16 protein-coding genes and 1 other RNA gene are annotated in these 23,706 nt (G+C 47.6%); 7 read left to right on the top strand and 10 right to left on the bottom strand.

What is annotated here, in order from left to right:
• Positions 1-106: 106 nt before the first annotated feature.
• From HHX48_RS00995 to ssrA, 5 genes are all read right to left on the bottom strand, one after another.
• Complete coding sequence (locus tag HHX48_RS00995) at positions 107-2,425, bottom strand: DUF7507 domain-containing protein (RefSeq protein ID WP_223857955.1); 2,319 nt, start codon at positions 2,423-2,425, stop codon at positions 107-109.
• A 516-nt stretch (positions 2,426-2,941) separates the two neighbouring features.
• On the bottom strand, positions 2,942-3,748 hold the full coding sequence (locus HHX48_RS01000) for a DsbA family protein (RefSeq protein ID WP_191021779.1): 807 nt from the start codon (positions 3,746-3,748) through the stop codon (positions 2,942-2,944).
• 33 nt (positions 3,749-3,781) lie between these two features.
• Positions 3,782-5,122, bottom strand: a complete 1,341-nt coding sequence (locus HHX48_RS01005; RefSeq protein ID WP_191021780.1) for a sigma-54 dependent transcriptional regulator — start codon at positions 5,120-5,122, stop codon at positions 3,782-3,784.
• Positions 5,123-5,373: 251 nt separating this feature from the next.
• On the bottom strand, positions 5,374-5,619 hold the full coding sequence (locus HHX48_RS01010; protein WP_191021781.1) for a DUF4235 domain-containing protein: 246 nt from the start codon (positions 5,617-5,619) through the stop codon (positions 5,374-5,376).
• A gap of 345 nt (positions 5,620-5,964) precedes the next feature.
• Positions 5,965-6,321, bottom strand: a transfer-messenger RNA (tmRNA) gene (ssrA, locus tag HHX48_RS01015).
• Positions 6,322-6,599: 278 nt separating this feature from the next.
• Between ssrA and HHX48_RS01020 the strand changes: the two genes are divergently transcribed.
• Positions 6,600-7,844 (top strand): NADH:flavin oxidoreductase/NADH oxidase family protein, encoded by a 1,245-nt coding sequence (locus HHX48_RS01020; protein WP_191021782.1) that lies wholly within the window; start codon positions 6,600-6,602, stop codon positions 7,842-7,844.
• Here the strand turns inward: HHX48_RS01020 and smpB are convergent.
• Positions 7,841-8,314 carry an SsrA-binding protein SmpB gene (smpB, locus tag HHX48_RS01025; RefSeq protein ID WP_191021783.1) on the bottom strand — a complete coding sequence of 158 codons (474 nt, stop codon included), beginning with the start codon at positions 8,312-8,314 and terminating at the stop codon, positions 7,841-7,843. The two genes, HHX48_RS01020 and smpB, sit on opposite strands and share 4 nt — an antisense overlap.
• A gap of 207 nt (positions 8,315-8,521) precedes the next feature.
• Between smpB and HHX48_RS01030 the strand changes: the two genes are divergently transcribed.
• Positions 8,522-8,950, top strand: a complete 429-nt coding sequence (locus tag HHX48_RS01030) for a type II toxin-antitoxin system RatA family toxin (RefSeq protein ID WP_191021784.1) — start codon at positions 8,522-8,524, stop codon at positions 8,948-8,950.
• Positions 8,950-9,297: an RnfH family protein gene (locus HHX48_RS01035; protein WP_191021785.1), complete on the top strand. Its 348-nt coding sequence runs from the start codon at positions 8,950-8,952 to the stop codon at positions 9,295-9,297. Before HHX48_RS01030 ends, HHX48_RS01035 begins: the two co-directional genes overlap by 1 nt.
• 1 nt (position 9,298) lies before the next feature.
• On the opposite strand, the gene HHX48_RS01040 is transcribed toward HHX48_RS01035, so the two are convergent.
• On the bottom strand, positions 9,299-9,778 hold the full coding sequence (locus HHX48_RS01040; RefSeq protein ID WP_191021786.1) for a MarR family winged helix-turn-helix transcriptional regulator: 480 nt from the start codon (positions 9,776-9,778) through the stop codon (positions 9,299-9,301).
• Positions 9,779-9,808: 30 nt separating this feature from the next.
• Positions 9,809-11,776, bottom strand: coding sequence for a BCCT family transporter (locus HHX48_RS01045; RefSeq protein ID WP_191021787.1), 1,968 nt, complete (start codon positions 11,774-11,776; stop codon positions 9,809-9,811).
• Between the two features lie 305 nt (positions 11,777-12,081).
• Between HHX48_RS01045 and HHX48_RS01050 the strand changes: the two genes are divergently transcribed.
• Positions 12,082-14,772: a TonB-dependent receptor gene (locus tag HHX48_RS01050; protein ID WP_191021788.1), complete on the top strand. Its 2,691-nt coding sequence runs from the start codon at positions 12,082-12,084 to the stop codon at positions 14,770-14,772.
• Positions 14,773-14,848: 76 nt separating this feature from the next.
• Entirely contained in the window at positions 14,849-16,810 is a 1,962-nt protein-coding gene (locus HHX48_RS01055) for a tetratricopeptide repeat-containing sulfotransferase family protein (protein WP_191021789.1), read from the top strand.
• On the opposite strand, the gene ppsR is transcribed toward HHX48_RS01055, so the two are convergent.
• A complete protein-coding gene (gene ppsR, locus HHX48_RS01060) occupies positions 16,807-17,619 on the bottom strand; it encodes a posphoenolpyruvate synthetase regulatory kinase/phosphorylase PpsR (protein ID WP_191021790.1) in 813 nt (270 codons plus the stop codon). The genes HHX48_RS01055 and ppsR overlap by 4 nt on opposite strands.
• 188 nt (positions 17,620-17,807) lie before the next feature.
• Between ppsR and ppsA the strand changes: the two genes are divergently transcribed.
• Positions 17,808-20,180 carry a phosphoenolpyruvate synthase gene (gene ppsA / locus HHX48_RS01065; protein ID WP_191021791.1) on the top strand — a complete coding sequence of 791 codons (2,373 nt, stop codon included), beginning with the start codon at positions 17,808-17,810 and terminating at the stop codon, positions 20,178-20,180.
• An 87-nt stretch (positions 20,181-20,267) separates the two neighbouring features.
• Here ppsA and HHX48_RS01070 read toward each other — a convergent pair whose 3' ends face one another.
• Positions 20,268-20,483, bottom strand: coding sequence for a PGPGW domain-containing protein (locus HHX48_RS01070; protein WP_191021792.1), 216 nt, complete (start codon positions 20,481-20,483; stop codon positions 20,268-20,270).
• 183 nt (positions 20,484-20,666) lie between these two features.
• Between HHX48_RS01070 and ydiJ the strand changes: the two genes are divergently transcribed.
• Complete coding sequence (ydiJ, locus tag HHX48_RS01075) at positions 20,667-23,705, top strand: D-2-hydroxyglutarate dehydrogenase YdiJ (RefSeq protein WP_191021793.1); 3,039 nt, start codon at positions 20,667-20,669, stop codon at positions 23,703-23,705.
• Position 23,706 lies beyond the last annotated feature (1 nt).

Genomic DNA, 23,706 nt, shown 5'->3' on the forward strand with positions numbered 1-23,706 from the left:
CACATCTGAAGATCTATTCATTCTATTGGCGGTTGATAAAAAAAACCGGGGCATTATTGCCCCGGCTTTTTCATCTACACTATTAAGATTTTCCTTTGTCCTGTGACTATTCTACTGTCACAACCTGAATTGATACGTCGTTAGACGACGCGTCACCTTCATCATCTTCAACGGTAGCAATTACGTCTTCCAGGAAGTTGATTGGGTCGGTGTTTTCCAAACCAGGGATAAACTCAATGGTAAAGGCACAGGCGTATGTATCGCTGGGCCCGCCATTATAAGACAGTTCTTCGCCTTGATTACAAGCTGGATATCCAGTGCTGTCAAACGTACCGCCTGTATTATACAGCCTGAAATCTGCAGTTGTGTCTTCGGTGAATACACTAGGACCAGCAATACCTAAAGTAAGTGCAGTCAGCGTGACATTTTCGATACCGGCATTTTGCAGTTCAATTACGACCAGCATGCTGGCGGCAAATTTCATGTCTGCTGCGGGATCGCCGGGAAGGAAGGTCACAGTGGCATCATCTACTGCCTGTACGGCCTGACCATCTTCATCGGTACCGTCGATTGTAGCAACGTTGACATGGATATCGCCGGCATTACCAGTCAGATCCTGCGTAATTGTACAACTGGCGCTTTCACCGGGATAAAGTATGAAGCCTGCAAGCGATTCCTGCGGGATCGGTTGAGGGCCCACGGTACCATTACCATCATCACCGTCATCAAACATATCTACCATACATGCCCCGGTAAGGTTACCGAAGACATCATCGGTTAGCGTAGCAAACGTCACGCTATCCACCCCGGCATCATCAACGCTGAATTCAAAGGTAAAGTCGACAGCACGAACCTGGCTGGGATCATCACCTGTTTCAAGCACTTCGATAGGGTTGGCGGTTTTTACCAGCGTGATAGCAGATGGAATATCATTAATCAGCACCGTTTCAGACTCTGACGCCATGGCTTCATCCAGCTCATTATCCGTCGCTTTCGCAGTAACAGTGTTGGTATGTGAACCGGCACCGGTACCACTGATAAACTGCGTAAAGGTACAACTGTAGGTGCCGCCCAACGCAATCGTGCCGCCGGTACTACACGTGCCCTGACCATCCAGGTTACCGAACTGGTCATCCATCAGTTCAGTTAACAGAACAGGAGAATCCCATGCTTCGGACGTATTGGTAACATCGATGGTGTAGGTAACATTCGCACCTGCCTCTGATACCTGCGTGGGACTGGCAGTTTTCAACACGCTGATAGTGGGTGGCAGGTTAGTCACGTTGACCTGTTTTACGTTGCTGCAATGTTCACCATCAACACCGCCCACCGCGGCACAGCTATCGCTGTCGATGACAGGTGAGCCATTTTTGTCTTCCAGGGCCAGTTTGATCAAGTCGTCGTATAGCTCTGGGCTCTGATCATCCGGCAAGTCGGAATCAACAATTTGCACCGTGAACTGACAGCTATAAGTCGCACTGGGGGCTATCTCACCAATACCGTTTCCAACATTGGGTGGCTGGCTACAGTTGCTGGCGGTCAGATAAATACCATCGGCAGAACCTGCAGCACCTGTGGGGCCCCAAAGGTTTAGTGTGGTCTCATAACTGCCGTCTGCACTGGTGTCTACCAGATCTTCCAGAGAGGTAATAAATAACGCGCTTTCAGCATTGGGGTTGGTCAGACTAAGATCAAAGGTATAGGTGCCACCTGGCTCTGTGCGGGTGTTGGTGGTGACCAGATTTTTTTCTACAGTTGGTGGATCAGGTTTGATAAATACATCGATATCAAAGGCATCACAACGACATTTAGACGGTGTACCCGGTGCAGCGGGATCCAGCTCGGAACAATCGGCCCCATCTTTGTTATGCCAGGCCGCACAATAATTAAACTCGGCCTGTCCCGAATTATCGTCATCACGACAGAACATGGTAATGGTTTCACCAGTATACAGGTGTGTAGGGCTAAAGCCCGCGGCCTTACTGATATCGGCGCACGCATCCAGGCCCTCTTCCAGGTCAACACCAGGCCCATCGGTACGCCCGATCAGGACAGAGCAGGTATTGTCGGTATTAAAGTCCTGCGCGCTCCAGGAGCCTTCGGGCAAATATACCGAATAGTCGTAACGCTCGTTAGCGGTCGTGGTAATAGTCACATCGGCCTTAAAAGTGAACAGTTCACCCAGTACACATTCTACCGGCGTAGTACCATCGGTATTAGTGACATTATCGACCTTACTGACCCTGACATCATTCGCCGTACAATTAAGGCCAAAGCCCGCTTGTTCGGCCATACAGGCAGAATTATTCTGTTGCGGGAAAAAACTGGCGTAGGCGGGTGTGGTGCTGGTGGCATATATGCCGGCTGTGCTTACCAGAGCGACACCCATGGCTCTGACAAGCTGCTTACAGTTAAAAAGTTTCATAATCGTCCTCTGTCAATCGCTTATATTGATTTAACATCAGGTAAATTCAGCACTTTTAACCGCGGAAGAAGTTATCATTTTCAAAAAGTGAGTACCTTGCTTTGCAGCAGACCCCGGCATGTTCGCCGTGTTCAGATACTGTGAATGGCCGGTCGCTCCCTGATGGTGTCCATCGCGCAGAACCTTATCCGGTTTAATAAGGGGCAATGACCGTACCAGTTGTTTATGTGTATGTTTTTAAATTATTTTTATGGAAGTGAAGGGTGTGACTAAATCCAAGTGTTACATCTATGTAACACTTCTAACGCTTAATTAAAGAGCCATAGCGCATCAGATTTTTGGTTTTTTATCGTACTATCAATTGCTTAAAAGAAATTTTGGTGTGATTACCTGATGATATGAACAACCTGAACACTTAATAACACATTGAGTAGGCTGCAGATTGTAGATTAAGGAATAGGAAGGCGTAGCGTAACGCAGCGACAAGGTACTGCGTCACGCCGGGTAAAAACGCAATTATTCTCCCGCCTCCTGAGCAGGGGCACTGGCAAGTTCGTTTAACAGCGCTGCTAGCGTTTCATAACTTTGGGCGCCAACTAACAATTTAGGGGTCACCAGATCATTGCCTTCTACTTTACCAATAAGAAAGCTTGGGGTACCACGTATGCCCAGAGATGTGCCGTATTCAATATCCTGTTCTACCTTGGCAAGCACTGACTGATCTTCCAGACATTCCGAAAATTTGGTCATGTCCAGCGAAAGCTGTTGTGCACTGGTTCGATACAGTTCTTCGCCCAGCTTTTTCATGTTGCTGAACAGCTGTTTGCGCATTGGCCAGTAAGCATCCTGTTGTAAACTGCAATTGGCAGCAACCGCCGCACCTTTAGCCTTTTTATGAAAGCTTAAGGGGAAATCCCGGGTGATGTATATGACCTTTCCTTTGTCGATAAAATCGTTTTTAAGCCTGGAGAAGGTGGTATCGACAAAGTGCTTGCAGTAAGGACACTGATAATCAGAAAACTCAACAATAGCAAGCTGGGCCGTTGTATCGCCAAGCTGTGCCAGATTACCGTTACCTGCAAAGTCCTTCTGGGTAGATACCGTTCTGTAGTTCGGGCGTTGCGATTCGATGGCAATATTGTGAATATCCTGAACCTGACTGGCGATGGTGGCAAGCTGCTCTTTTAGCGCGGAAACTTCCTGTCTGAGTCCGCTGAGCTCCTCTTCAAGGTTGCCATCGTTGCTAGTTTGCGCGTTCGCTTTGCCGCAGACCATTAATAACGCAAAGAGTAAAAGGGTTAGTTTTGTGGGGTGGGTTAACATTGTGGTGTCCTCAGGGTTGTAACTTCGGGTTAGTTACAGCTTTATCTTGCACTTCTTAATCAAACGATAAAATGTGGTTCTTGAAACACTTAGCTCCCTTGCTGCTGCTGAAATGTTGTAGTTATTTTTTTTGATTGCGGCGAGGATAACTTCGGTGTCGACTTCTGCACGATGTTTAACCAAGTCAATCACGTCAGAATCCGGCAATGAGGATTTTGGCGGTGTAATAGCTAGGTCGGTTTCGGTAATTACATCGCTGTCACTCATAATAATGGCGCGTTGGATGCGGTTTTTGAGTTCGCGTACATTGCCGGGCCATGAGTATTGCTCCATTGCCAGTAACGCTGACTTGCTGAACCGGTACAGATGGCCCGCAGGCGTCAGTTTTTGTAAGCAATCGTTGGCAAGTATCGGAATATCACTGATATGATTTCGTAAACTGGGCAGTTCAAGTTGAATGATGTTGATGCGGTAATATAAGTCTTCTCTGAAAAGGCCCTCATCAACCGCATTTTCCAGGTTTACATGCGTGGCAAAAATGATTCGGCAATCTACCTCGGTAGGCTGGTTGCCCCCCAGACGATCAATATAGCTTTCTTCAAGAAAGTGCAGCAGATTAATCTGTAACTCCAGTGACAGGTCACCAATTTCGTCAAGAAATAGCGTGCCCTTGTGAGCACGTTCTATGCGTCCGATATACTGCTTGCTAGCCCCGGTAAATGCGCCTTTCTCGTGACCAAACAGCTCTGCATGTATCAACGTCGGGGGCAGGGCACCACAATTGACCGTTATGAAGGGGCCGTCTTTTCTGGGCGATAGTGAATGTATATACTGGGCACATAAGCCTTTGCCCGTGCCGGTTTCTCCACCTATCAATAAGGTTTCGTCGGTACAGGCAACTTTATCTAAATCCTCTTTGAGGCGTTGCATCTGTTCAGACTCCCCGAAGCAAAAGCCGTTGGCTTTTGCAGAGGAAGATTCATGCATCGTACGACGTTTTAACTGAGCCATGCCGTAGATATGGCCCAGTGTATGATCAAGCCTTGCCCAGTCGACGGGGAGGTGGTGGTAATCAAGAAAGTAATCGTTGAAACAATAGCTGATATCATCAAGCAGGCTGTCGCCATCACGAAAAAGGGCAAGCCAGAGCAGCGACCCCTGGCTCGCCGACAGCTGTTTGACAGCTTTCAATACAGATTGCTGTTCACTTTGACCCACCAGCGCAACAGCGACAAGACAGTTGTGTTTTTTCAGAATTTTATAAGCACAACAAACACTGCTGGCATGAATGAAATGCCAATCTGACAGATTTACCGGTGAATTGTTAAAGCATGTATCGTTAGTAAAATTTAATACTAATACATCACGTTCCATAATGGCCCTTGTGTATTGTATTAACGTTACTCACTCCATGTCCTATGCGATGAATAATGTTATTAAGAATTTATTAATATAAAGTCTAGAAGAGAAGAGCGTATTCGCAAGCACGTAATGGATTATGCGCTACACCGAACATAAAAGTTTAGCGCACGTTACGTGACGAACATTAAATGGCTGCGTTAATTATTGGAAACGAAACAAGTTTTAGACGATGCCACCTGAAAAGAAGTATCAATTATCAAACGTTACCTTGATTTGCGTTTATCTATAGCATATTGAACGGCCATGCGGGCAAGCCCGGCACCGATGCCTGACACCACCGCCCACGTCACGGCCTCTTTAAGGTCGGTATTTTCACTGACCTTGTCTTTAGGGGCTGGCTCATTGGTAACCTTTTCCCAGGACTTTTGTAACGATTTCCTTGCTAACATGCCTGCAGAGGCAGCGGCAAGTCCAACACCTACTGTCGCAATTAACTGTTTATTACTCATATTGTTCTCCATTGGTTAATAATGGGCGAGTTATCCTTTTGTTACGCTCAGGATTCGCAGAAGGTAAACCGTAATTACTCAGCAATTTGTGTACCGATAATAAACATGTCGTCTGGTAATTGTAGTGATCAACAAAACCGGTAGACCTTTTGAGTTAAACCCTTCATGTGGAAGTGACGTGCTAATCCTATTGGCGGAATTGTCCTCTAGGCTATCCATGGCCTTGACCCTTCGCTCGCTTGCGGCAATTCAGATTGTTCCAGACGTTTTGTGAACCCGTTACGCGTATACAAAGTCAGCAACTTCAAGACAAAAAAAACCACGCTAATGCGTGGCTTTCTTGTTTGGTGGAGCTGGCGGGATTTGAACCCGCGTCCAGAAAATGTCTACTTTTGGTACTACATGCTTAGTTTGTCTTTTGTTTAACTACTTCAGACCCCGACAAACAGGGTTCTTGGTAGCGGTCCTGATACTATTTCGCGGTTCAACCTCAGGAGAGTTTCCCTCGCTAGTTTGCTTATATGACCTTCCGAATCCACGCTAGCAAACAAAGCTGTGGTGGAAGGGCCTATACCGGTTATTAAGCGGCTAGTGCGTAGTTTTCGTCGTTTGCGACTATTTAAAGCGGATTTTTTAAGAGGCAATCCGCACCTCTGCATGCACCTCCAGCGTCCTAGATCCTGTCGAATCCTAATCAGCCCCTGAAGCGTGTTGCCATTAATCAGTTTACATCTACTTAAACTAACAGCGAACGGTCATTCTATCGCGAACGGGTACACCAGACAAGCGCTATAACCTGTGGTTCGCCTAAATTTCAGGCATTTAAACCTATTGTATTAACGATGAATGACTGTCTGTAAACAGATATGGTTATGTTTGTAAAAAAACCAACAGCCAAAACAAAATATCTTCTTCAAAGATGCAATTTATTGTATTTGCAGATAAAGTAAGCGGGCATTTTGAACTGACAGTTTTTATTTATGAGTGCCCATCAGATGTTATTCACGCCACTTACCCTGCCATGTGGCAAAGTCCTTCCCAACCGGATCGTAAAAGCCGCAATGGAAGAGAATATGTCTGGTGCCAACCTTTTGCCGGACCATAATCTTTTTTCACTTTACCGGTACTGGGCACATGGCGGGCTTGGCGCGATAATTACCGGTAATGTCATGGTGGAGAGACACGCCATGACCGGCCCGGGTGGTGTAGTGTTGGATGAAAACAGTCCGCTTGCACCGTTCGTCGAGTGGGCCAGAGTGATGCGCTCGGGCGGCAGCCTGGCGATTATGCAGATTAACCATCCTGGTCGTCAGGTGTTTAGGTCGGTTAATGACTACGCGCTGGCGCCCTCAGCAGTCAATCTTCAGCTTGGCAGATATTCTAAGCAGTTCGCGCAAGCCCGGGCAGCCAGTTGTGAGCAGATTTACACTATTATCCGACAGTTCGTCACCACTGCTGCGCGAGCAAAAGAAGCCGGCTTTGACGGTGTGCAAATTCACGCGGCGCACGGCTATTTGCTGTCTCAGTTTTTATCCCCGCGGGTAAACCAGCGTAACGACCAGTGGGGAGGCCGTCTTGCCAATCGTGCAAGGCTTTTAATTAACATCGTCAGTGAAGTGAAAGCCAAATGCGGGAATGATTTTGCTCTGTGGGTTAAGCTAAACGCATCAGATTTTCAGCGCGATGGCATGTCGCCTGAAGAAGCCAGGGAAGTCGTTGCCCACCTAAATAAACTCGGTGTTGATGTAGTGGAAGTGTCAGGCGGAAGTTATGAGTCTCCGGCTATGCAGGGGCGGACGAGCGACGACGCACCATTATCAAAAGAAGCGTACTTTGCCGATTTTGCCGCACAGATAGCCGCAATTGCTGACATGCCGGTGATGACAACGGGTGGCATTAGTCGGTTGCCGGTGGCTGCATCTGTCATTGAGTCGGGATGTTCATTGGTAGGGATGGCCAGTGCACTGGCTACCACACCGGATCTGGCTAAAAAGTGGCAGGAAAACCCGGAGTATCGCGGCGTTATTTTACGCTGTAACCGCAAAGATAAGACGCTCGCAAGCCTTATTACCATGTCGATGGTGCGAAGACAGTTACGCAGACTTGGCAATGATCTGTCGACACTTCGTAACCCGTCTGAACTCTGGAGTCTTGTACTGGACACTGCCCACCGGGCCAAAATGACCCGGCGGTACAAATCTATCGTTGAAAGCCGAAACGATTAAACGCTGTGTTTCATAACGCGTTCTTTCTGACGCTGCCAGTCACGCTCTTTCACGGTGTCGCGCTTATCTTTGGTCTGCTTACCTTTCGCCAGGTGTATTTCTAACTTGACCCAGCATTTTTTCCAGTACATTGCCGTTGCGACAATAGAGTAGCCTTGTCGATCGCGAGCACCAATGAGTCGATCAAGCTCCCGCTTATTCAGCAATAGCTTTCGGGCGCGCTCCGGCGCACAGATTACGTGCGTAGAAGCTTGTTGCAAGGGCGTAATACGACTACCTACCAAATAAGCTTCACCATTTTGGATGATGACATAGTTATCGGTAATGTTTACCTTACCCTCACGGATGCTTTTGATTTCCCATCCCTGCAGCGACATACCGGCCTCAAACTTATCTTCAAGGTGATAATCATGCCGTGCTTTTTTATTCAGCGCGATAGTCCCGCTGTTATTTGCTTTATTCTTTTTCATGCCCGCCATTATACTGATTGCGTTCCTGTTGTCTTTAGTTTCAACCGCGTTGAGACATCGTTATTACGCGAAGAACAATGATATGGGGCATTTCGACTAAATTTCAAAGGACAGAAACGGAATTTTAAGTCGTTGCTAAACGGTAGGTAAGCAAAATATCTCGTGGTAAACTAACGCTATAAGATTAATGTTGTTAGTGAATTTTTAATGCCGATTATTCAACGAAGCGCACTGGTAAATTACAGTGCTAAAGCGATGTATGACTTAGTCAATGATGTGAATGCTTACCCGGAATTTCTGCCTGGCTGCAAGGACAGTAAAGTTCTGGCACGTGAGCCAGATATGATGGAAGCATCGCTACTCGTGGCGAAAGCGGGGGTCAGACAGTGGTTCACGACCAAAAACACCCTTGAGCCGGCCCGACACATTCACATGCAATTAATAGACGGGCCTTTTAAACGGCTTACCGGTGGCTGGACATTTTCAGCACTGTCTGATGAAGCCTGTAAAATTGAATTAAATCTGGAATTCGAATTTACCAGTAAACTAACCGAACTTGCGTTTGGGAAAATTTTTAATGCGCTGGCGGCCAGCATGGTGAAAGCATTTACAGAACGCGCCAAGCAGGTGTACTGATGTCGCGTATTCTGAATACCGAGGTTGCGTTTGCCTTGCCCGGGCGACAATCAATTATTGAGGTCGCAATTGGTGAGGGGGCAACGGTTCGTGAGGTGATTGAAGCCTCTAAGATTGCGCAGATTTATCCTGAAATAGATTTGGATAATTTTAAAGTCGGGATTTGGAGTCGGGTTGTTAAATTAGATGCAACGGTATCAGATGGCGACAGAATTGAAATTTATCGCCCGTTAATTGCGGATCCGAAAGAAGTTCGAAAGCGTCGGGCTGAAAAAGCGAAAGAAGAGGGAAGGGCTGATAAGGTCACCGGCGGGCGACCTAATCAGGTAAAGGCTAAAGATAATTAATCTACAAATGCTTATCTGAAATACTGCCCACCTCTAGAAACGGCGAGGCATCAATCTTCTCTGCATCCATCATGGTAGCGATGCGCTGCATCGTCGCTACCATCTGACTTTGTTCCCACTCTTTTAACTGGTTAAAGCGGTTGATAAAGTGTTCCTGTAACGGGCGCGGGGCATGCTCCAGTGACTCATACCCCTTGTCTGTCAGATGAACACTTACCTTACGCTTATCCTTTGTGCTGCGTATACGCTTGGCCAGTCCCCGGGTTTCAAGTCTATCCAGAATATTGGTAATAGTCGCAGGGCTAAGATTAATACTATCTGCGATTTCCCGCACCATCACGCCCGGATGGGCTTCAATATTCTGCATTACCATAAGCTGTGGGCCGGTGAGGCCCACATCTTTGCTCAGTTGTTTGCTACGCAAATCAACTGCCCGGATAACGCGCCGAAGTGCTACCAATAATTCTTCTTCTTTACGCATGCACTCTTCCTAATCGCTCCTTACTAACTGTTACATCAGATGAAGGAAATGCTGGTGTTTATGATAATGGTCAACGATATCGTTGATTATTGCCAGTTTTGACCAACCCATTATATCATAGTTCTGACCACCTTCTCCCAGGTGCACTTCTGCCCGGCAATAGGTTTCTTCACTAGGCTTGGCATCTGCTTCTTCTGAAGGCAAGAATTCCGGCTGATCTTCGTGCGTGAGGTACACAGCATAAATAAAGTCAGTTTTGCCGGTCATATGCACCGTCATCCGTAATGAATCGTCTTGATCTAACAGTTCCACATCAAATCCTTGCGCTGTAAACTCCTCTTTTACGTCGCGAAGTGCAGGCTCAATGACTTTTTGCATAAAGCGGCGAACCGTTTTCTCATCGGGAAAACTGATGATATTTTCCAGACGCTCCTGCCAGTTACGATCAGCACCAACCGTAGGCGGTTGCATCGCAGTGATCTGTAAACTTTCTCGCTTATAACCGTCCAGGCGAAGTGCTTTCAACAAGCCATACATCGCAATAAGTAATATGACAGAGAAAGGCAGGGCCGAGATGATGGTCATCGTTTGCAATGCGCTGAGACCCCCGGCGTACAACAGGATGGAGGCAACTACGCCGACACCAATCGCCCAGTAAACACGCTGCCATAGCGGGGTGTCATTACGGCCATGTGAACACAACATGTCCACGACCATGGCGCCGGAATCACAACTGGTTACAAAGAAAATAATGATCATGAGTACGGCTAGTACACTGAGCACGGAGGACATCGGAAAGTTTTCAAGGAATACAAACAACGCCACTGACTCATCCTGATCAACCATGGTAGCGAGATTGGTTAATCCTTCAGTGAAAACAAGATCAATAGCGGTATTGCCAAAGATGGTCATCCATAACAGCGTGAACATAGTAGGGATAAGCAATACACCAAAGATAAATTCTCTGATAGTCCGGCCGTACGAAACCCGCGCTATAAACAAGCCAACGAAAGGTGCCCAGGCTAGCCACCAGCCCCAATAGAAAATTGTCCAGCCGCCAATCCAGTCGGTTTTTTCATAGGCGAAAAGATTCAGCGTATTTCTAACAATATCCGACAGGTACGCCCCCGTATTTTGTAAATACGCCTGTAACAAAAACACTGTTGGACCTAAGACAAAGATAAACAGAAGAAGCAGTAATGCTAAAACCATGTTTGTCTCAGACAAGCGACGAATGCCTTTTTCCAGCCCTGTGGCAACCGAAACGATAGCCATCAGGACGACAAACGCCATGATACCAATTTGAACTTCGTTATTGTTTGGCAGGCCGAAAACATAGTTCAGGCCAGCATTAATTTGTGCAGCGCCCAATCCCAGCGAGGTTGATACACCAAAGATGGTGGAGGTTACAGCAAATATATCAACCAGATCGCCTGGCCAGCCATAAATTTTATCACCGATTAAAGGATGTAATGCTGAACGCAATGTTAAAGGCAGATTATGGCGAAACGCGAAGTATCCCAGAACCAGTGCCACGATGGCGTAAATACCCCACGCGTGTACGCCCCAATGGAAAAAGGTCGTTTTCATCGCCTCTCTGACAGCCTCAGTAGTGCCGGGCTCTGCAGAAGGCGGGTTTTGAAAATGCATGATGGGCTCGGCAACGCCGAAGAACATCAGACCGATACCCATGCCGGCAGCAAATAGCATAGAAATCCATGTCGGCATGGAAAATTCAGGCTTGGCGTGATCGGGTCCTAAACGCAGCTCCCCAAAGCGGGAAACGCCCAGAAAAACCACAAATATCAGTATCAACGCTACCGTCATAATGTAGAACCAACTGCCGTTGGTGACTATGCTGTTCTGTGCATCCTGAAATATCTTGCCTGCCCGGTCGGGCCCAGAGGCGGCAAAGATCATTAACACGAATATCACTAGAGAGGATGAGATGAATACTCTTTTATTTAGTGGGCTGTCATTAGTGTCGTCACTGCTCACTTCTATATCCTTCTTTTGGTTAGCTTTTCAGCAAAAAACTGTCGGTGGACCTAAATACGACGCAATATACGTTATGGTGCATTCGAATTAAACTTTTGTCTTAATCGTTAGAGTTCAATTTGATTTTTTACTTTGAATAAGGCCAAATGGTAGGAATTGCAGTAAAAGATCAGCTAATGGTTCTGAAACCATCAGAAAAACAATAATAAATATTGCTGACATTAAGAACGCTGTAATCACTCTAACGGTTTTTTTCGTTAGAGCAATATCAAAAAATCAACGCTAAAACAGGAAACACACTAGCCATGAAAAAATCACAGCTAAGCTGCGCCATCCTGGCCGCGTTAGCCTCTACGCCAGTGCTGGCACAGGAAGAGAGCGCTAAAGCAAAAATTGAAACTATTGAAGTTACCGCGACCAAGCGAACAGAATCAATCCAGGATATTCCCGTCGCAGTTACCGCGCTAAACGGTGAGGCATTGGAAAACCGTGGTATCGATAGCTTCCAGGATTATGTCGAATTCCTGCCAAATGTGACTTTCCAGGGCACGGGCCCGGGTCAAAATGAAATATATATCCGTGGTGCGGCAACCACACAATCGAACATTATGTTGTCTTCTGTTCAGGCTCTGCAGCCTTCCGTTGCCTTTTATTTAGATGAGCAGCCAGTTTCCATGGCCGGTCGTAATCTTGATGTTTATGCGACTGATATCATGCGTGTAGAGGTTCTTCCGGGACCACAAGGTACATTGTTTGGTGCCAGCTCACAGGCCGGTACTGTGCGTATGATAACCAACAAGCCTAGTCACAGTGGTTTCTCTGCCGGTGTGGATACCAACATTGGTTTCACCAAAGGTGGCGAGATGAGTAATGCTGTTGAGGCATTCTTCAACATGACACTTACCGATAAGCTGGCCGTGCGCGTCGCTGCTTACAATGATCGCCAGGGTGGCTGGATTGATAATGTATTAAACGATCCGGGCAATGGTGGTTACATCGGCAGCGCGCAAGTGATAAGCCGTATATCCGGCGGTGTGCTGTCTGATCCTGCTGCGATGGATGCTAACCGAGTCAATAGCGACGGGGTTAGTTCTACTGATGCATCTGTGGTTTCACCAAAAAATGACTCCCTGGTTGAGGAAGACTTTAACGACGCAATTTATTCAGGCGCCCGGGTTGGTCTTTCTTATATCTTCAACGATCGCTGGGACTTGCTGGTTCAGCACACGCAACAAACATTGGATACAGAAGGCGTATTTTCTTACGACCCCAACCTGGAAGGTGAAAGTTCAACCAACCGTTTTCAGCCTGAAGAAAACAAAGATGAATTTGGTTTGACGACCTGGACCCTGGAAGGGCGGATGGACAAGCTGGATATGGTATATACCGGTGGCTATCTGGATCGTGAAATTGATACGCTGGCTGATTATACAGGCTATACCAATGGCGGTTTGTTCTCGGCGTACTATGTATGTAGTTACGACGGTGGCGACACAATTTCGGCAGAAGACGAACGCTGTCTGGATCCAACTAAATTCTATCGTGAAGATACCACGACTACCCGTTCTACCCATGAATTACGCTTTAATACCACCATGGATACGCCATGGCAGGTAACTGCTGGTCTGTTTTATGATGATCAGGAAGTGGCGACTGTCGGGCAGTTTAAAATTCCCAACACCGAACTATATCCGGACATGGCGCGCACGCTGGTAGGTAACGAAGGCATAAATTCTGATGACGGTCCTTTCCCCTCAGAAGTTGGCTTCGTTAATGATATCACGCATACCATCGAGCAAATTGCGGTGTTTGGTCAGTTCGAATATGAGTTGACTGACTCACTAACTGCCAGTGTTGGCGCGCGCTGGTATCAAATTGATGATGAGTATAAGGGGTCAACCTCTACCGTAGATGTTTCTCGTCGGGTTAAAGCCTTTGGAAGCCAGAATCCTGACGAACTTGCAGCCGTGGGCGAAGATCCGGACGCTGTGCTTGCAGCTATTGAGAGCGGGCAGCTTATCGTCGACGATCTGGGCAGTGATGGTGTACTTACCGTCGATGACACCATTTTCAAATTTGCTTTGGACTGGAAAGTGAATGACGATTTACTGCTATTTGCCAATTACTCAGAAGGTTTCCGCCCACCGGTCACTAACCGCGTTGGTGGTGGTCTTGCCTCCAGCCAGACAGGACGGTTCGAAAACTTCCGAATTCCGGTTTATTCATTAACGGATACGCTGGACAATTACGAGCTGGGCATGAAAGGTGACTTCCTTGACGGCATCCTGCGTGTTAACGCGACTGCTTTCTATTCTGAAATCACGGATTTGCAAACATCACGCTTTGACCCCACCAATATTTCGTTCCTAGTCTTCACGGATAACGTAGGCGATGCCGAAATCAAAGGTATTGATGCAGATGTTACCTGGCTGGCAACAGATGACCTGGTGATCAATGCCGCGTTCAGTGTGCTGGATACTGAGCTGGTCAGCATCAATGAAGAATTACGGGGTATTTCTGCCGGCGTTGGCGCTGAGTTGCCTTACTCTGCTAATTTCTCGGGCAATATCAATGCACGTTATTTCTTCGAAATGGACGAGGGGCGCCGAGGGTATGTAAACGGGTCGGTTAGCTACACTGGCGATCGTTTAGCCGGAATGGTGATGGATGCCTACGTGGTAGAAGATGCCACGCAGCTTATCTATGGCACTGGCTCTGGTCTTGAGATTCAGGAAGAAGCCGCCGTTTACGAAGGTGTAACTTATGCTGACCGTAATGGTGAAACATTTAAAGGCGGGCGTTATGTGCAGGAGTCTTACTTCCTGGCCAACGTCGCTGTTGGTGTGACAAACGATGAATGGAAAGCCGAACTGTATGTTGATAATGTGTTCGACGAAAGCGCCATTTTGAACATCGATACTCAGCAGTTCACGCCAAAAGTGGTCACCAACCGTCCACGTACAGTGGGTGTCAGACTGTCTTACGATTTCTATTAAAAATGATAGAGTAACGTGATGCAAAACGGCAGCCTGAAGGTTGCCGTTTTTTTCTGTGTAACAAAAAAGACCCGACATGCAACAAACCAATACATCCATGCAGATTAAACAGGCTATTCAGGCATCAGATTTTGACCGCGCGATAAGCCTTGCCCAAGAGCAGTTAAACGACGCTCCGCCTGAAAAGCAGGTTGAATTTCTTTATTTGAAAGCTGTTGCCCAGCGATTATCAAATGATGCTCAAAAAGCCACCCAAACGCTTGATAAGTTGCTGGAACTGAAACCGGATCACGGACGGGCCTACCAGGAACAGGGTTACTGCTTTATAGCGATGTCACTGCCGGATAAAGCGGCGGCTGCATTTTATCAGGCAACACGATTTAACCCTGCTTTGCTGACCAGCTGGCAACAACTACAACGCCATTACGCAAAAACTAACAACACTGCCGCGCTTAACATCGCCAGTGAGCAGTGCCGATTTTTGCAGCACCTGGACAGGCCCCTGGCTGGCGCCATGGATCTGATGTACGAAGGGCAACTGCATAAAGCTGAGCAAGTGTGCCGTCAGTATCTGCAAAAAAATAAACATCATTGTGAGGCGATGATGCTATTAGCAGAAATCGGTATCAGGCTGAAAGTGTATCATGATGCTGAGTTTCTTCTGGAAAGCTGTGTCGAACTGTACCCGGATGAACCCAGAGCCGCACAGGCGTATCAAAGTCTCTTACTGAAGCTGGGTAAATATCCCCGGGCACTACAGATTATACAAAAGCAACTTGACGCAGGTAAATCGGACCGGTCGTTACATCTGGCGTGGGCCAGTGCACTGTCAGGCGTTGGTGAACTGGAAAAAGCGATAACGGTTTATCGGGATGTGTTGTCGACTAATAATGATCAGCCCGGCGTGTGGCTGGCACTGGGCCATGTTTACAAGTCAGCCGGTCAACTTGAAAACGCTATTGATGCGTATCATCAGGCCGCCAGATTCAGACCTGACTTCGGTGATGCTTACTGGAGTCTGGCCAACACAAAAACATACAGATTCAGCGAATCAACGATAGCGGCTATGTATGACATAGTGCAGCAGGAAAGTACCCATCTGGATGATCGAATCCATTTATATTTCGCGCTGGGAAAAGCGTATGAAGATAGTGGCAATAACGCTTCAGCCTTTGCCTGTTATAACAAAGGTAACCAACTTAAGTCGCGCACACTCGATCTGGATATCCGTCGTGTAGAGCGAGCCATGCAAAGTCAGCAGGAAGCGTGCGCTGCGTCCTTATTCAGTCAACCCGTCGGCTATAAGGCGCCAGACCCGATATTTATCGTAGGGTTACCCCGCGCAGGTTCAACACTGCTGGAGCAAATTCTGGCCTCGCACTCGCAGGTGGATGGTACCATGGAACTGCATGATATTCTGGGCATCGCGTCACGTATCAGCGGGCAGAAAACCAGCTACCCCTATAATCTTGAGAGCCTGACAGATACTCAGTGCCAGCAATTGGGTGAGCTCTATATCCGTCAGACAGAAGCGTACCGACAGGGGGCACCGTATTTTATTGATAAAATGCCCAATAACTTCATCCATATCGGCTTAATAAAACGCATTTTACCCAACGCGAAAATTATTGATGCACGCCGCGATCCGTTTGCCTGCTGTTTTAGTGGCTTTAAGCAGCTATTCGCTGATGGGCAGGAGTTTACCTATTCGCTGGACACTATCGGTCGTTACTATAAAGGCTATGTTGCGCTGATGGACCACTGGCATCAGGTTTTACCCGGTCAAATCCTTACTGTGCAACATGAAGATGTACTGGACAATCTGGAAGTACAGGTCAGGCGAATGCTGGATTATCTTGAACTACCGTTTGAATCAGCCTGTCTGGACTACCACAAGACAAAAAGAGCGATTAAAACGCCCAGCTCAGAACAGGTTCGCCAGCCCATTTTCCAGACTGGCAGACATCAGTATAAAGCTTTTATTCCGTATCTTGAGCCGCTTTTCAATGCATTGGGAATGCGGCCCGAAGAACGTTAATACTTTCGCCGCTGAAGTCCCGTTTCAGCCAGAATCTTCGCCGATATTTCTTCCACAGAATATTTGGTGCTGTTAAGAAACGGGATTTTTTCGCGCCTGTAAAGATTTTCAACTTCCCGTAATTCCATACGGCATTGCTGCATCGATGCATATTTGCTGTTGGCCCTACGCTCAGAACGGATCTGGTGCAGACGCTCAGGATGAATAGTCAGCCCGAACAGTTTATCTTTAAAGCGACGTAGTGCGGGCGGTAACTTCAGCATGTCACCCATATCCTCTTCAGTGAACGGGTAGTTGGCAGCTTTAATACCGTACTGAAGAGCCAGGTAAAGGCTGGTCGGTGTTTTGCCCGACCGTGATACGCCCACCAGAATAATATCGGCGTTATGGTATTCCTTTAAATTAGAGCCATCGTCATTGGCCAGCGCATAGTTAACAGCCTCAATACGAATATCATAAGTGGTTTCATGAATGCTGTGAGTACGATGCTTTTCTGGTTTAGAAGGCACGCCCAACACTTTTTCCAGCGGGGCCACAAATTGGTCCAGAAAATTATAGTTGATGCCCACCGAGCGAGAGATAACTTTACGGACATCTACGTTCACAATTGTATAAAAAACGAGCGGCCTTTCACCGCTGTCTTGAAAACTTTCAGAAATTTCCTCTAAAACCTTGTAAGCATGTTCTTCAGTTTCAACGAACGGAATGGTCTTATGATTGAATTGCATGGGGAATAAAGATAGTAATGCGTGGCCAAACACCTCTGAAGTGATGGCAGTACCGTCGGAAATATAAAATGCTGTGCGCACAACCGGTCCTTTCTTTATGTTGTAATTTATTTACAAGGTTAATAAATATTTTACTTTCAAATTTTGCCCATTCTATGATGGTTCTGTCGAAAAGCCAGTACAAACAATAAATTGAAGCGTTGTGCTGGTGCAAGCATTTCGGTCCGATAAAGCGGACACCTACATAGACAAAGCTGGAGGCTCAGGCTGTGCAAGAACATGTACTTTGGTATCAAGAATTGGGGATGCAGGATGTGGGTCGCGTTGGCGGCAAAAATGCATCGTTAGGTGAAATGATTTCAAACCTCGCCAATGCCGGTGTTCAGGTACCCGGAGGGTTCGCGACAACTGCTGAGGCATTTAATGAATTCTTACTGCAAAGCGGTTTAGACGAAAGAATTCATAAAGTGCTTGATAGCCTTGATGTGGATGATGTTGACGCACTGGCTGCTGCCGGCAAAGATATCCGCCAGTGGATTGTGGACACGCCATTTCAGCCTGAATTTGAAAAAGCCATTCAGTCCTCCTTTGAGACCCTTCGGGGCGGTGCAGGCAATGAAGCATCATTTGCCGTTCGCTCATCTGCTACCGCCGAAGATATGCCAGACGCATCATTTGCTGGCCAGCAGGAAACCTTTTTGAACGTTAAAGGTTACGAGTCGGTGCTGGTTGCAATCAAACATGTTTTTGCTTCGTTGTTTAATGACAGGGCCATTTCCTATCGCGTACATCAGGGGTACGACCATAAAGGTGTTGCACTGTCAGCTGGCGTACAGCGCATGGTGCGCAGTGATATCGCTTCATCCGGCGTCATGTTTACGATCGATACGGAGTCAGGATTTGACGATGTTGTTTTCGTGACCAGCTCAGTAGGCTTAGGGGAAATGGTAGTGCAGGGCGCTGTAAACCCTGATGAGTTTTACGTGCATAAGCCTACACTGGCTAACGGAAAGCCGGCCATTGTTCGCCGTAATCTGGGTAGCAAGTTAACGAAGATGATTTACTCTGACGATGCTGCACATGGCAAGCAGGTTTCAATCGTTGATGTCGAGCGTGAGGACAGCATGAAGTTCTCGTTAACCGATGACGAAGTACAGGAGCTGGCAAAGCAAGCGGTCATTATTGAGAAGCATTATAAGCGCCCGATGGACATTGAATGGGCGAAAGACGGTATTGATGGCAAGCTCTATATCGTCCAGGCACGTCCCGAGACGGTGAAAAGCCGTGAAGACAGTCAGACCATTGAGCGTTATCAGCTTAAAGGCCAAAGTAATGTGATTGTTGAAGGTCGTGCCATTGGTCACAAGATTGGTGCGGGAACAGCGAAAGTGCTGGGATCTATTGAAGAGATGAACAAGATCCAGGCCGGGGATGTGTTGGTCACAGACATGACCGACCCTGACTGGGAACCAATAATGAAAAAGGCGTCTGCGATTGTGACTAACCGCGGTGGTCGTACTTGTCATGCGGCGATTATTGCACGTGAACTTGGCATTCCGGCCGTGGTGGGCTGCGGTAATGCTACCGACACACTCAAAACAGGCGATAAGGTAACGGTTTCCTGCGCAGAAGGTGACACCGGTTATATTTACGGTGCTGAGCTGGAATTTGATGTTAGTACCTCGCGCATTGATTCCATGCCGGATCTTCCGCTAAAAGTCATGATGAATGTGGGTAACCCGGACCGCGCGTTTGATTTTGCCCGTCTGCCCAACGAAGGGGTGGGACTGGCACGTCTGGAGTTTATTATTAACCGTATGATTGGCGTGCATCCAAAGGCGCTGCTTAATTTTGACGATCAGCCTGAAGAGTTGAAAGAAGAAATCTCAGACATCATCGCAGGCTATGATTCGCCCACTGAGTTTTATATTGAAAAACTGGTTGAGGGTATTTCAACAATTGGCGCCGCGTTCTCACCCAAGAAAGTGATTGTGCGTATGTCAGACTTCAAGTCTAACGAGTACTTCAATCTGGTTGGCGGTTATCAGTATGAACCGGATGAAGAAAACCCGATGCTGGGTTTCCGGGGTGCCAGTCGCTATGTATCTGAAGAGTTCCGCGATTGCTTTGCGCTGGAATGTGAGGCAATCAAGCGCGTGCGTAATAAGATGGGTCTGACCAACGTTGAAATTATGATCCCGTTTATTCGTACCGTTGAAGAAGGGCAACAGGTTATCGACCTGCTTGCAGAAGAAGGGCTTAAGCAGGGCGAAAATGGTCTGCGCGTCATTATGATGTGTGAACTGCCGTCTAATGCACTGCTTGCTGATAAGTTCCTTGATATCTTCGATGGATTCTCAATCGGCTCAAACGATTTAACGCAGCTGACGCTGGGTCTCGACCGTGACTCTGGCCTGATAGCCCATCTGTTCGAAGAGCGTAACGAAGCGGTAAAAGCCTTGTTGTCAATGGCCATACAAACCGCCAGGAAGCGCGGGAAATATGTAGGCATTTGTGGTCAGGGACCTTCGGATCACGAAGATTTCGCCGCCTGGCTGGTAAAAGAAGGTATTGATTCGGTCTCGCTTAACCCTGATACCGTAGTTGAAACCTGGCTTTATCTGGCTGAAAATCACCAGTAACACCAACATAAAAAAAAGCCGCGAAAGCGGCTTTTTTTATACAACAGACAAGAAATCAAAATTGATTTATACGTGTTTGTTAAACGCCTAACGAAGCTTTCTTGCCAGCAAAAATGCATCTGCCTTACAGGCACTGCGACGCATTCCGGTCTGAAAATATTTGAGTAAGGTCCGCGCTTTCGGCCAGTCATAACTGAGTATCAGCAGACCACCAAGCACCAGTAAAATTGAGCCTGGAAGAAGCGTGAGAATAATACCGGCGGCAAATAACGTTGCACCTAAGGTAAGTCTGAGTGTTTTCATATTATTTTATCCTGCCATTTTCTGATTTAATGATAATTAACTGGGCGCAGAAAGCTACACCCGGTATGTAAGAAGATGTAACAGGCGTATTTGTGTTTGGTCGAGGCCAATACCAGATCGCGCTAGAGCGAAGTATACACAACGGGTATACTAGTCATCTGTTTGTTGTAAGGAGTCACGCCATTGAAACTGCCACGCATAGCCCCGGAATCGAGCCCTGCAGAACATTATCAGGCTTATCTGAAGGCGCTTTCGGCTTCACGGTTTAACGGAGATATCGAGTATAGTTATGCCAGTCGCATGGCTGTGGCTACGGATAATTCGGTTTACCAGAAAGTCCCACAGGCAGTCATATTTCCTACCAGCGTGGAAGATTTAAAGTGTGCCGGGGAACTGGCGAATCAGCATAAAAGTGTGACGTTTTCTGCTCGTGGGGGCGGCACGGGCACCAACGGTCAGAGTCTGACAGATGGTATCGTGGTCGACTTATCACGCCACATGAACCGCATTCTCGAAATCAATATTGAACAGGGCTGGGTACGCGTGCAAACGGGGGTTGTAAAAGATGCACTAAATGATGCGCTGCGCCCTCATGGTTATTTCTTTTCGCCTGATCTGTCCACCAGCAACCGGGCAACCATTGGCGGTATGATTAATACTGACGCTTCAGGACAAGGGTCGCTAAAGTATGGCAAGACCAGCGATCATGTGCTGGGGCTGACCACGGTTCTGGCAAACGGCGAAACGCTGAAGACCACGCCACTTTCTGTCGAAGATGCGCAAATAAAGGCGCAGGGAAGTGATACACACGCCAGAATTTTACGTCAGGTATTAAAAACCTGCATTGAAATGCGAGAAGCGATTCTGGAAAAGTTTCCGCGGATGAATCGCTTTTTGACCGGCTATGATCTAGAGCATGCTTACGATGCAGAAAACCAGAAAATTGATGTTAGCCGTTTAATCGCAGGCTCTGAAGGGTCGCTGGGCTTTGTGGCCGAGGCGACACTGTCTATCACGCCTATTGCCAGGCATACCGCGCTGGTGAATATAAAATATGACAGCTTTGACTCAGCACTGCGTCATGCGCCTAAAATGATTGAGGCCGATGCAACTTCAGTTGAGACAGTGGACAGCAAAGTACTGAATCTGGCAAAAACCGATATTATTTGGCATTCCATCTCCGATTTAATTACTGATGTTCCCGACAAAACACTGCTGGGTCTCAACATGGTTGAGTATAACAGTACCAGTGTTGATGAGATAAAATCGCGTATAGCGGAGCTGGAAAATGCCTTAAATGCAGATATTAAAAGTGGTCAAAATGGTGTCATCGGCTATCAGCTGACATACGAACGTGCGGATATTCAGAAAATCTATGCGATGCGTAAAAAGGCCGTTGGCTTACTGGGAAAAACCGATGGCCCGCAAAAGCCTATAGCGTTTGCCGAAGACACCGCTGTACCGCCACAAAACCTTGCTGATTTTATTCGGGAATTCCGCGCTCTGCTTGACGGACATGGTTTGCAATACGGTATGTTCGGTCATGTCGACGCTGGCGTACTGCATGTAAGGCCAGCGCTGGATCTGTGTGATCCCAAGCAAGAAGCGCTGATGCATCAAATCTCAGACGAAGTTGTGGCACTGGTTGCCAAATACGGCGGCCTGATGTGGGGCGAGCATGGAAAGGGATTTCGCAGTGAGTATGGGCCAGCATTTTTTGGGGACAAACTGTTTGCCGAGTTGCGCAAGATTAAACGCGCTTTCGATCCGTTCAATAAAATGAACCCCGGTAAGATTTGTACGCCTCTCAATAGCGATGATGAGCTGGTAAAAGTGTCTGATACGAAGCGGGCCACGTACGACAGAACTATACCTGTGACGTTCAAAGCCTCGTTTGAACCGGCTATGAGTTGTAACGGTAACGGCTTGTGTTTTAACTATGACACCACATCACCGATGTGCCCGTCGAGCAAAATTACCCGTGACCGGCGTCACAGTCCGAAGGGGCGAGCAGGTTTGATTCGGGAGTGGCTGCGGCTACTGGCTAAAAATGGCGTCGATACGAATCAGCTTGATGCGTCGGCGTTTACTTCATCCTGGCTGGATAAGTGGCGCAATGCCCAGCGCAAGGACGACGATTTTTCACATGAGGTGTTTACCGCAATGGAGGGCTGTCTGGCCTGCAAATCGTGCAGTAGTCAGTGTCCGGTCAATGTGGACGTGCCCGATTTTCGGGCTAAGTTTTTGTCTATCTATTATCAGCGCTATGCCCGCCCGCTGAAGGACCACTTGGTCGCCAATATTGAGCGTATGGCACCGCTGATGGCTAAAGCACCCACCGTCATCAACTTTTTCCTGAAACGTAAATGGATGAACGGGTTAATGCGACAAACCGTGGGGTATGTCGACACGCCATTACTGTCGGTGCCCGCTTTAACCGAACGTATGCCTGCATCTGCGCAAACTTTCGATCTGATGGCGCTGCGTACCATGGATGCCACAGAAAAAGCTAAAAAGGTATTGATTGTCCAGGATCCATTTACCAGTTTTTATGATGCCCAGGTGGTGGCGGATTTTGCGGCGCTGGTAAGCAAACTTGGTTATGAACCGGTGTTATTACCCTTTAAACCTAACGGCAAGCCAGCACACGTGAAAGGCTTTTTAAAGGCTTTTGCTCACACCGCGGCTGACACAGCGCAGTTTCTGAATCAACTTCACGAACTTAATATGCCGATGGTGGGAGTGGATGCATCACTGGTACTGTGCTATCGGGATGAGTACACCAAGACTCTGGGCGAGCAACGCGGTAATTTTACCGTCAACACAGTGCATGAGTGGCTTGAATCGTTGCCAGAAGGCACTATTCGTCCCGGCCGACAGACGGATACGTCGCCGCTGGCATTGTTCAGTCACTGCACAGAGAAGACCGCTATGCCCACCAGTGAGAAAAAATGGCAGTCGCTATTTAAGCAGGCGGGCAGGCAGGTAGATATCGTTGCAGTGGGATGCTGTGGCATGGCAGGTACGTATGGTCACGAAGCAAGCCAGAAAGAAAAGTCACTGGGCATCTATGCGTTGTCATGGGAAACGGCTGTTGCCCGATATCCTGAACACGCCGTTATGGCAACAGGGTATTCGTGCCGAAGTCAGGTCCATCGCATCGACGGTTTTAAACCAGCGCATCCGCTGCAAAAATTGCTGGAAGAAGTACAGGCTCAGTAAT

The sequence above is a fragment of the Salinimonas profundi genome (assembly GCF_014750655.1).
Classification (GTDB): domain Bacteria; phylum Pseudomonadota; class Gammaproteobacteria; order Enterobacterales; family Alteromonadaceae; genus Alteromonas; species Alteromonas profundi_A.